This window comes from Anaeromassilibacillus sp. Marseille-P3371, assembly GCF_900169665.1.
GTDB lineage: Bacteria > Bacillota > Clostridia > Oscillospirales > Acutalibacteraceae > Anaeromassilibacillus.
Genome location: NZ_LT835157.1, coordinates 1,829,972 through 1,839,315, shown reverse-complemented (window position 1 = coordinate 1,839,315; position 9,344 = coordinate 1,829,972). Strand labels below are relative to the sequence as shown.

10 protein-coding genes are annotated in these 9,344 nt (G+C 59.3%); 7 read left to right on the top strand and 3 right to left on the bottom strand.

All coding sequences use genetic code 11. From position 1 onward, the window contains the following. From B9Y59_RS16410 to B9Y59_RS07225, 3 genes are all read right to left on the bottom strand, one after another. Positions 1-164, bottom strand: a 164-nt coding sequence (locus B9Y59_RS16410) for an ATP-binding cassette domain-containing protein (protein ID WP_143255370.1), incomplete at its 3' end; no start/stop codon positions are given. 82 nt (positions 165-246) lie between these two features. Continuing rightward, positions 247-1,494, bottom strand: coding sequence for a sensor histidine kinase (locus B9Y59_RS07230; RefSeq protein ID WP_158088975.1), 1,248 nt, complete (start codon positions 1,492-1,494; stop codon positions 247-249). Next, positions 1,473-2,171 (bottom strand): response regulator transcription factor, encoded by a 699-nt coding sequence (locus tag B9Y59_RS07225; RefSeq protein WP_054325061.1) that lies wholly within the window; start codon positions 2,169-2,171, stop codon positions 1,473-1,475. Before B9Y59_RS07225 ends, B9Y59_RS07230 begins: the two co-directional genes overlap by 22 nt. Positions 2,172-2,580: 409 nt before the next feature. Between B9Y59_RS07225 and B9Y59_RS07220 the strand changes: the two genes are divergently transcribed. The 7 genes from B9Y59_RS07220 to B9Y59_RS15735 all read left to right on the top strand — a co-directional run. After that, the gene (locus B9Y59_RS07220) at positions 2,581-4,746 is read left to right on the top strand and encodes a hypothetical protein (protein ID WP_143255257.1); all 2,166 of its coding nucleotides are present in this window, start codon (positions 2,581-2,583) and stop codon (positions 4,744-4,746) included. Continuing rightward, the gene (locus tag B9Y59_RS07215; RefSeq protein ID WP_085532637.1) at positions 4,743-6,005 is read left to right on the top strand and encodes a replicative DNA helicase; all 1,263 of its coding nucleotides are present in this window, start codon (positions 4,743-4,745) and stop codon (positions 6,003-6,005) included. Before B9Y59_RS07220 ends, B9Y59_RS07215 begins: the two co-directional genes overlap by 4 nt. After that, positions 5,995-6,168, top strand: coding sequence for a hypothetical protein (locus tag B9Y59_RS15740; protein WP_153802367.1), 174 nt, complete (start codon positions 5,995-5,997; stop codon positions 6,166-6,168). Before B9Y59_RS07215 ends, B9Y59_RS15740 begins: the two co-directional genes overlap by 11 nt. Before the next feature lie 60 nt (positions 6,169-6,228). Continuing rightward, complete coding sequence (locus tag B9Y59_RS07210) at positions 6,229-6,576, top strand: hypothetical protein (protein ID WP_085532635.1); 348 nt, start codon at positions 6,229-6,231, stop codon at positions 6,574-6,576. A gap of 15 nt (positions 6,577-6,591) precedes the next feature. Beyond that, positions 6,592-7,113 (top strand): hypothetical protein, encoded by a 522-nt coding sequence (locus tag B9Y59_RS07205; RefSeq protein WP_054325055.1) that lies wholly within the window; start codon positions 6,592-6,594, stop codon positions 7,111-7,113. Positions 7,114-7,333: 220 nt separating this feature from the next. Further along, positions 7,334-7,714, top strand: coding sequence for a DnaT-like ssDNA-binding protein (locus B9Y59_RS07200; protein WP_085532633.1), 381 nt, complete (start codon positions 7,334-7,336; stop codon positions 7,712-7,714). Positions 7,715-9,155: 1,441 nt separating this feature from the next. Then, positions 9,156-9,344 (top strand): hypothetical protein (locus B9Y59_RS15735; protein WP_158088974.1); only part of this gene is annotated, 189 nt, incomplete at its 3' end.

Sequence of the window (9,344 nt, the reverse complement as noted above, 5' to 3'; positions counted from 1 at the left end):
CCGCCAATACAGTGCAGCAGCGTGCTCTTTCCAGAGCCGGATTCCCCGACGACTGCCGTGAACTCGCCCTTCTCCATTGTGAAGGAGACGTCCTTCAGCGCGTCCACCTTGGCTTCACCTCTGCCGTATACCTTACAGAGATGTTCCACTCGCAATACTTCCATTTTTGGGTTACCTCCTTTATTCGACCGAAATTCGATCGTCTTCAGGATACCACGCGCACCTTACGCCCCGGTGAACGCCAGCTTACAGTTTTGTCAGGAAGGACAGGGTGAAGGCAGTCCCGCGGCCGGGGGCGCTCTCCACCGTCAGGATACCGCCCTGCCCCTCCACGATCGATTTCGCCAGGGGCAGACCCAAGCCCACCCCCTCCTGCGAGCTGCCGCCCCTGCCGCGGTAGAACCGCTTGAAAATATGGGGAAGTTCCTCCGGAGGAATACCGCACCCGTTGTCCGACACAATCAGGCGAAGCATCAGCGGCGAACGCTGCCACGACAGGCAGACCTCGCCCCCGGCCTCCGTATGGTCCAGCGCATTTTTGACCAGGTTGCCGACGGCTTCGCTGGTCCAAGCCAGGTCGCACAGGACCGGCTCCTCCGGCAAGCCCTCCCAACGGATGCGCTTGCCCTCCCGCTGTGCGCGCGTCGTGAGTTCCTCCGTCGCGCGGAGCAACACCTCCCCCATGGAATAAAGCTCCTTTTCAAAGGGGATGCTTCCCGCATCCAGGCGCATCACCTTCAGCAAGGTCCCGATCAGGTCCTCCATGCGGCGAAGCGCCTGCGCCGCCTTCTCGGAAAATTGCCGCACCGCTTCGGCGTTTTCCGGCTCTTCCAGCACAATCTCATTGTACATATGGAGCGCGGCCAACGGCGTCTTGAGCTGGTGGGAGATGTCCGAAAGCGCATCCTTGAGGAATTCTTTGGCACGGCGCTCCGCTTCGCCCTTCGATTCCAGCGCCATGGCCAATTCATCCACGGACGCGAGCAGGTGGGAAAACGCCCCCGTCCGGCCGCGCGGGAACCGGCTGTGAAAATCCCCGCGTGTGAACCGCTCCACGGACGCGCCTGCGCGCTGGAAAAGGCGGTCCAGCCTCGTCAGAAAGAGCAGGGAACCGCCCAACAGCGACAGCGCCAACAACAGCGATCCCCCCACGGCCATGGGCAGGGTCCGGGCGGCCGCCTCCCGGACCGCGGGAAAAAAGAGGGCCCCGGTCTGTTCCGTCCAGCCGGCCTCCCGCAAAAGGGCCGCGCCCTGCTCCGTCTCCTGCGCCTGCTTCAGCGCCCGGACAATGGCAACCGGGGGGACGTCCTCCTCCAGCAGGGACGATGCGAACGCCCGGTCGTGGGCGAGAAGCACCTCCTGTTCCGCCCGGACCCAGGCCGTCCCGCAAAATATCCCGAATCCGGTCAACAGCGCCAGGAATCCCAACAGAAATCCGAAATACCGGCGCAAGACCGCCTCCTGCAAAAAACTCATTCGCCCGCCTCCTTCCACTGATACCCCAGTCCGCGGATGGTCCGCAGGTATTCCGGATGGGATGGGTCGCGCTCCAGCTTGCCACGCAGACGCCGCATGTACACCGAAAGGGTGTTGTCGTCCACGAAGTTCCCATTCCCGTCCCAAAGCGCGTCCAACAACGCCCGGCGGGTTACAATCCGGTTTGCGTTCCGCACCAGGATGCACAAAAGCCGGTATTCCATCCCGGTCAGCTCCAACGGCCGCCCTTCCAGCGCCGCCTTGCTTCCCAACAGGTCGATTTGCAGCGGCCCGCTCCGCAGTACGGAGGGTTCCTCCTGCCGCGGCATCCCCGCCCGCCGCAGCAAAGCCCGGATGCGTGAACACAGCTCCCCGAGTTTGAAGGGCTTGGTCAGATAGTCGTCCCCGCCGCAGTCCAGCCCGCGGATGATGCTGGTCTCCTCGTCCGCCGCGGTCAAAAACAGGATCGGCGCCGTGCCGCCCGCCCGCCGTACCTGCTCGCACACCGCAAAGCCTGTGCCGTCCGGCAGGGTTACATCCAAAAGCAACAGCCCGTACGGCGGTTTTTCCGCCAGCAGGCGGTTCGCCTCCGCCACCGTCCGGGCGGCGTCCACCTCGTATCCATTTTTCCGCAGCACATATTGCAGGCCGTCGAGCAGAGCGCTGTCGTCTTCCAACAGGAGCAACCTGTCCATAAAATCCCCTCCTTGCGTCTATTCTCTCCGATTGTACCACACTTTTTGTGCGTTGGGCGATCAGCTTACAAAAGTGTAAGGATACGGCCCGCAGGCGGAGAGGAGCTTCCGGGGCGAACGGCCGCCTGTGCGTTCGATGAAAGAAATTTTAAGAAAATTTGTTCGAACCCCTTGCGTTTACAGAACAAATGTACTATGATAGATATGTCATCTAAAGATGCTGATTGCATTTATGTAAAAAAACGGGGCCGTGCCCCGGCGCAGGTCCGGCCGGTTTGCACGGACCGGCCTGCAAAAAGGAGGGACGTTGGATGAAGCAGCCGCAGAAAAATCGCCACACCCGGCAGGGGGGCGCCGGGCCGCCCCGCTGCCGCCTGTTTACAGATTTCTTTTGAAAAGGCGGTGCATTGTGTCGAGAATCAGCAAAAATGTTGCAGAGTATTTCCCGCATTTCGCTGCGGACAGCCGGACCAAAAGTATCTTGGAAAGCCGCTTCGGAAACGACGGCTATGCCTTTTGGTTTAAGCTGCTGGAACTGCTCTGTAAAACGGATGGGCACAGCTATGACTGCCGGAATGCGCTGGATTGGGAATACCTGCTCGGCTATACCAGGGTTTCTGCGGAGACCGCCGGGCAGATTCTGGATTTGCTCGCCGGGATGGGGAAGATCGACCAGCCTCTTTGGGCGGACGGACAGACGATCTGGTGTCAGGCGCTGGTGGAAAACTTGCGGCCCGTCTACGAAAAACGGCGGAGATTGCCGCCCGAAAAACCGCTTCTGGGGAGGGAATCCCCGGGCCGGGCGGATTATTTCCCCGAAAAGAAGCCTGGGAAGGATTTTTCTCCCCAAGCTGTGCCGGAAAAGCGACAAAGTAGAGGAAAGAAAAGTAGAGGGGAGAAGAGCAAAGAAGAATCCCCCTGTAGTCCCCCGGCAGGGGACTGGGGGACGTTTCCATCTGATGGAAGGGGGGAAAAGGCCGGAACGCAGGGTGAAGAGGTACAAGAATCGCAAGAGGCGCTTTGGACTGGTGGGAAGGCTGGAACAAAGGACGAAGGGGTGCAAGGAGCGCAAGAAGTGCTTCGGACTGGTGGGAAAGCTGGAATGCAGGACGAAGGGGCGCAAGGAGCGCAAGAGATACTTTGGACGAGCGGAAAGGACGGAACACGGGACGAAGAGGTGCAAGAATCGCAAGAGATACTTCGGACGGGCGGGAAGGCCGGAACGCAAGGCGAAGAAGTGCAAGAGGCGCAAGAGGCGCTTCGGACTGGTGGGAAGGCTGGAACGCAGGACGAAGAGGTGCAAGGAGCGCAAGAAGTGCTTCGGATGAATGGAAAGGCTGGAACGAAGGGCGAAGAGGTGCAAAGAGCGCAAGAGGCGTTTCGGACTGGTGGGAAGGCTGGAATGCAGGACGAAGGGGTGCAAGGAGTACAAGAGACGTTTCGAACTGGTGGGAAGGCTGGAATGCAGAGCAAAGAAGTGCAAGAATCGCAAGAGGCGTTTCGGACTGGTGGGAAGGTCGGAATGCAGGACGAAGGGGCGCAAGGAGTACAAGAGACGTTTCGAACTGGGGGGAAGGCTGGAACACAGGGTGAAGGGGCGCAAGAGGCGCAAGAAGTGCTTCGCATGAGTTGGAAGCCTGGAACGAAGGGCGAAGAAGTGCAAGAATCGCAAGAGGTACTTCGGACTGGTGGGAAGGCTGGAACAAAGGGCGAAGAGGCGCAAGAATCGCAAGAGATACTTCGGACGGGCGGAAAGGACGGAACGAAGGGCGAAGAGGTGCAAGAATCGCAAGAAGTGCTTCGGACGAGTGGAAAGGCTGGAACGCAAGGCGAAGAAGTGCAAGAGGCGCAAGAGGTACTTCGGACTGGTGGGAAGGCTGGAACGCAGGACGAAGGGGTGCAAGGAGCGAAAGAGGCGCTTTGGACTGGCGGGAAGGCTGGAATGCAGAGCGAAGAAGTGCAAGAATCGCAAGAGGCGCTTCGGACTGGTGGGAAGGCTGGAACGCAGAGCGAAGGGGTGCAAGGAGCGCAAGAGGCGTTTCGGACTGGTGAGAAGGTTGGAATGCAGGACGAAGAGGTGCAAGAATCACAAGAGATACTTTGGGCGGGTCGAAAGGTTGGAACGCAAGGCGAAGAAGTGCAAGAGGTACTTCGGACTGGTGGGAAGGCTGGAATGCAGGGCAAAGGCGTACAGGAGGCGTTTGAGCGCTTTTGGACCGCATATCCGCGTAAAGTCGGCAAAGGCCGTGCGGAAAAGCTCTTTGTGCGGCTAAAGCCGGACCACCGCCTGTTGGACACGATGTTGACGGCCATCAAACAGGCAAAGGGCAGCGAACAATGGCAGCGAGACCAAGGGCGGTATATTCCCAATCCATCCACCTGGTTGGGCCAGCGGCGTTGGGAGGACGAGCCTTTTCCAGACAGCCCGGCGTACTGCGGCGATCTGGACCCGCCCGGCTATGCGCCTCCCCGTGCGCTGCCCCCGGAGTTGGCGCGTGAAAAAGAACGCCGGGAAGAAGCGTTGCGCCGCTTTCGCGCCGGAGAGTGCGGCTGGGAGGAGTTGATGCCGGAGTGAGTGTAGAATCGGAGATGGCGGTCCTGGGATGCGTCGTCCTGGATGGCGAATTCATCAAGGATGTGGCAAACGCCCTGACCCCGGAGATGTTCACCCATGATACCACGCGGCGCGTCTTTGAAGCTATGGTCGCCCAGTACCGCGCCAACGGGCCGGTGGACGGCGTGACCCTGGTTGAGCGCCTGCCGGATGAGAAAAAGATCCTGCTCCAACTGGCCGGTTATGTGCCCACCACAAGGCACCGCTTTGACTATGTGAAAATTGTGCGGGATGCGTGGCGGAGACGCTGCATCTGTACCGCGGCGGCTGAGATCGCGGCGGACGCCCCCATCTGCACGGCACAGGAATCCGTCGAGCGCCTGCGCAATCTGGTAGCGGAACAGGACGCCCTCACCCGCGCCGAAGGCGACAGCGGCGTTTCCTTTGCTCAGGCGGTCGATCATTTCCTTCAATGGATGAACGCCCCAAAGGGCGCGCCTGCCAAATCGGGCTATGGGGCCCTCGACCGCGCAACCGGCGGATTTTTGCCCGGCACCGTCACCGTTCTCTCGGCGCGCTCCGGCGGCGGCAAGACCGACTTTGCGCTCAACCTCGCCCTGCACCTTGCACGCCGGAAGAAAAAGGTGCTCTACTGCTCGATGGAGATGCCCGATGAACAACTCATGCAGCGTGTGGCATCCCAGCTCATGCACATCGACGGCACCCGCATCCGGGACCGCCTGCTCTCGGACGAAGAGAAGGGCGACATCGAGCGCGTCTTGTGCCAATTCCGCGAATCAACACGCATCCAGTTTTGCGTGGAACCTCGGCTCTCGGTCGACCGGGTGCGCCAGTGCATCGAACTCTATCAGCCGGACATCCTCTTTATCGATCACATCGGCCTGATGGAACGCCCATCCATGCGGGACGCCTATCGCGCACTGGGTTGGGTGAGCAATCAGCTCAAGCAGATCGCCCTGGACACGGGGTTGCCCATTGTAGAACTGGCCCAGATGAATCGCCAATCGGACGGACGCAGGGACAAACGTCCCCGCCTGGCGGACCTGCGCGAGACCGGCGATCTGGAACAGGACGCCGACTATGTGCTGTTTCTCTGGCGGGACGGGGAACAGCCCCAGGGACGGCTCTCCGGCGAAGCCTGGACGGACATCCACTTGACGTTGGCGAAGAACCGGAACGGCCGGACGGGAGATTTCCGGTTCCATTGGCAACCGCAGTATCACACATTTATGGAGGTGGAGTCAAAATATGACGGATGAATGGAAGGCGCTGCTCGATGAAGCGCGCGGGCGGCGCAAGGATGGCCTTCTGCGCCGCTGGGCCCACTACGAGTGCCTGAAGGACAAGCTGCGGGAGATGGGGTTACCTCCGGAGGAATACCAAAGCGCGGCACAGGAGATTGCGGCGCTGCTAGGGGTTTAAGCGGGCCTGTCACTTGGAAGGGAATTTCCTTAAAAGCATGAACATGGAAGGCAAAGCGAGGTGCACAGGGTATTGTCCGGGGGCGCAACGCAGAAGCGCAGGCCGGTGCAGCCTCCGACACGGGAAAAAGCGGGGCGGGCGGCGGGAGAATCTTCACAGAGGGGAAAGCGCCGGATGAACCGACGGGGAAATCTCCGTAGAGGGGAAAGCACCGGGCGGCCGGACGAGGAAATCTCCGTAGAGGGGGAAACAACGGGCGGGAATTTGCTTGAGAAGCATGGACATGGAAAGGCGAAGCGGGGCGCGCAGAGCGGCGTCCGACATAGTAACCAGAGTTTTACATATGGAGCGCTAAAGGGCGCAGAGTCACCCATTCGAGCGGGCATGGGCCAGCATCGGAACATTTGAAAGGAGCATTTTGTTATGACACCCAAGGAAATCGAAAAGCTGCTTGCAGAGTATTACGACCTCCCCCGGATGATCCACAGCGAATTGGAGGAGATCAAAGCGCTGGAGGAGGAACAGAAGTGTATCTGCCTGCCCTCTCCCAATCTGACCGGCATGCCGGGCGGAAAGGGGCGCTACAGCGACCCGACTGCTGCGTTGGCACTGTCTGAAATCCTGCTGGAATACGAGCGCGAGGCGGATGCCTGCCGTGCGCGTGCGGTGGAACTGCGCGAGAAAAAGAACTGGTGCCGCTCGGTTTTAAATGAACTTGGACGTGTGGAACGCCGCGTGTTAGAATTGGCCTACATGGGGCCGCAGGATCTGCGCGCCCGGAACCAATGGAAACGCCGCCCTGCCTGGAAAGAAATTGCAGACGAAGTGGCCTACAGCGAAAGCCAGACGCGCCATATCGCCGTTCAGGCGGTACGCAAGCTGGCTGCCCGTTCGCAGGAAGATAACCCCTGTTGGAAAGCTGCCGCAGCGGTCCAACGCATTTAAACAGGTTCCGGCGTTTTCCAGCGGATATTGGCGTTCACAAGCAGTTCCTTTGTGATACGATAGAATCACGGAATCCGGGACAACCGGAGGACGAAATCAAAAGCTGTAGGGTTTTGGTATCTTGTTAAGATTTTAATTTCAATTTCGAGATTTTTGTGCGGCTCCGCAGGGGACGCGATACAAGAGCCAAACCGGCAGCCCTAGAAGGAGGCGATGGGACTTGCTCAAAGTCGGGACCGACACATACCTCACCCTTTCGGAGGCGGACGGACTTCTCACAGGGAGGTCCGGCGGCGAGTCGTGGATGATGTTCCATGATGCTCAAAAAGAGGATCGCTTGAAACGGGCGGCTCAACATCTGGAAGCCCTGCACTATGCGGGCAGAAAACACAGCATTTTTCAGGACATGGCCTTTCCCCGCGACCTGAGCCGGAGTATTCCCGTGAACATCAAGCTGGCCCAGGCATTGGAAGCTCTAGCCCTACCGGACACAGCCGGCGCGCAGAATCCGGGCGAACCGGCAAGAGAACCAACGATGTACAGCATGGAGGCGGCAAGCCTCTTGCGTCCGTACCTGTTGGGAAGCCACAGGCCGGGATGACGCCCCGCCGCCTACCCGGCGTACCTGGTTTCAACCTGTTCAGGCCCGACGCCCGGTCTTTCTTTTCTCGATTGCTTTGGGCATAGGAACGGCGGCGGGAACGTCCAAAGGCAAACTGGGCGCTTTTGGCCGCCCCGGCGCTGGGGAAGGGCTTTTGGGCAAGGGGGCTTGGACAGGGGGGCTTAGATGGAAGGCTTTCATGGAGACAAGGGCTTTGGATACGAAGCCCTTTGAGCCAGGGAGGCGTGCATAGGAAGCGTTCTTGGACAGAGGTTTTTAGTCAGAGAGTTTCTTCTTAGCCAGAAAGACTTTTATGGACAAGGGCCTTGGCTACGGGCCTTTTGGACCAGGAAGGCTTGCATAGGAAGCGTTCTTGGACAGAGGCCTTTTAGCAAGAGAGCTTCTTAGCCAAAAAGTCTCCTGGACAGAGGACTTCCTTGCCAGAAAGTTTCCTGGTACAGAGGGCCGCCTGGCCAGCCGCCATGAGGCCCTTCGAAGCCTGAAACGGTGGAAGGCACAAAGGGGAAGGTAGCGGGAACGTCCAAAGGCAAACTGGGCGCTTTTGACCGGCCTGACGCTGGGGAAGGGATTTTGGGCAAGGGGAATTGGACAGGGGCTTCTTAGATGAAAGGCTTCCTTTGGGTAAGGAGGCTTGGCTACGGGTCTTTTGGGCCAGGGAGGCGTGCATAGGAAGCGTTCTTGGACAGAGGTTTTTAGCCAGAGAGCTTCTTCTTAGCCAGAAAGACTTTTATGGACAAGGGCCTTGGCTACGGGCCTTTTGAGCCAGGGGGGCTTGCATAGGAAGCCTTCTTGGACAGAGGTTTTTTAGCTAGAGAGCTTCTTAGCCAAAAAGTCTCCTGGACAGAGGACTTCCTTGCCAGAAAGTTTCCTGGTACAGAGGGCCGCCTGGCCAGCCGCCATGAGGCCTTCGAAGCCTGGAAAGGTGGAAGGCACAAAGGGGAAGGTAACGGGAACGTCCAAAGGCAAACTGGGCGCTTTTGACCGGCCTGGCGCTGGGGAAGGGATTTTGGGCAAGGGGACTTGGACAGGGGCTTCTTAGATGAAAGGCTTCCTTTGGGTAAGGAGGCTTGGATACGGGTCTTTTGGGCCAGGAAGGCTTGGGTAGGGGCTTCTTCGGTGGAAGGCTTTGGGCAAGGGGGCTCGGATACAGGGGTTTGAGAGCCGGGGGAGGCTTGGACAGGGAATTTCTTAGATGAAAGGCTTTTATGGCGCTAGGGGCCTTGAATACGAAGCCCTTTGAGCCAAAGGGACTTGCATGGGAGGCCTTCTTGAACAGAGGTTTTTCGCCAGAAAGACTTTCATGGACAAGGCCCCGGAACGAGGCCCTTTGAACCAGGGGACTTGCATAAGAAGCCTTCCTGAACAGGACGCTTCCGGTGGCCCATCGCCAACGGGATCTGGGAGGAGGTGGAGCAAAACCATGCTCGATGCGCTGAAATGCTATCTGGAGAGCTGGGGCTATCCCGACATCTATGTGGATACCGTCCCGGCTCCTGGAGAACAGCGGGACATGATCGCACTGTTGGAGTGGGATCACACCGTCGGGGAGGTCAACGACGGGACCGGCACGCACTACATTCAAGTGCAGGTGCGGCGGGAGGCATATGCC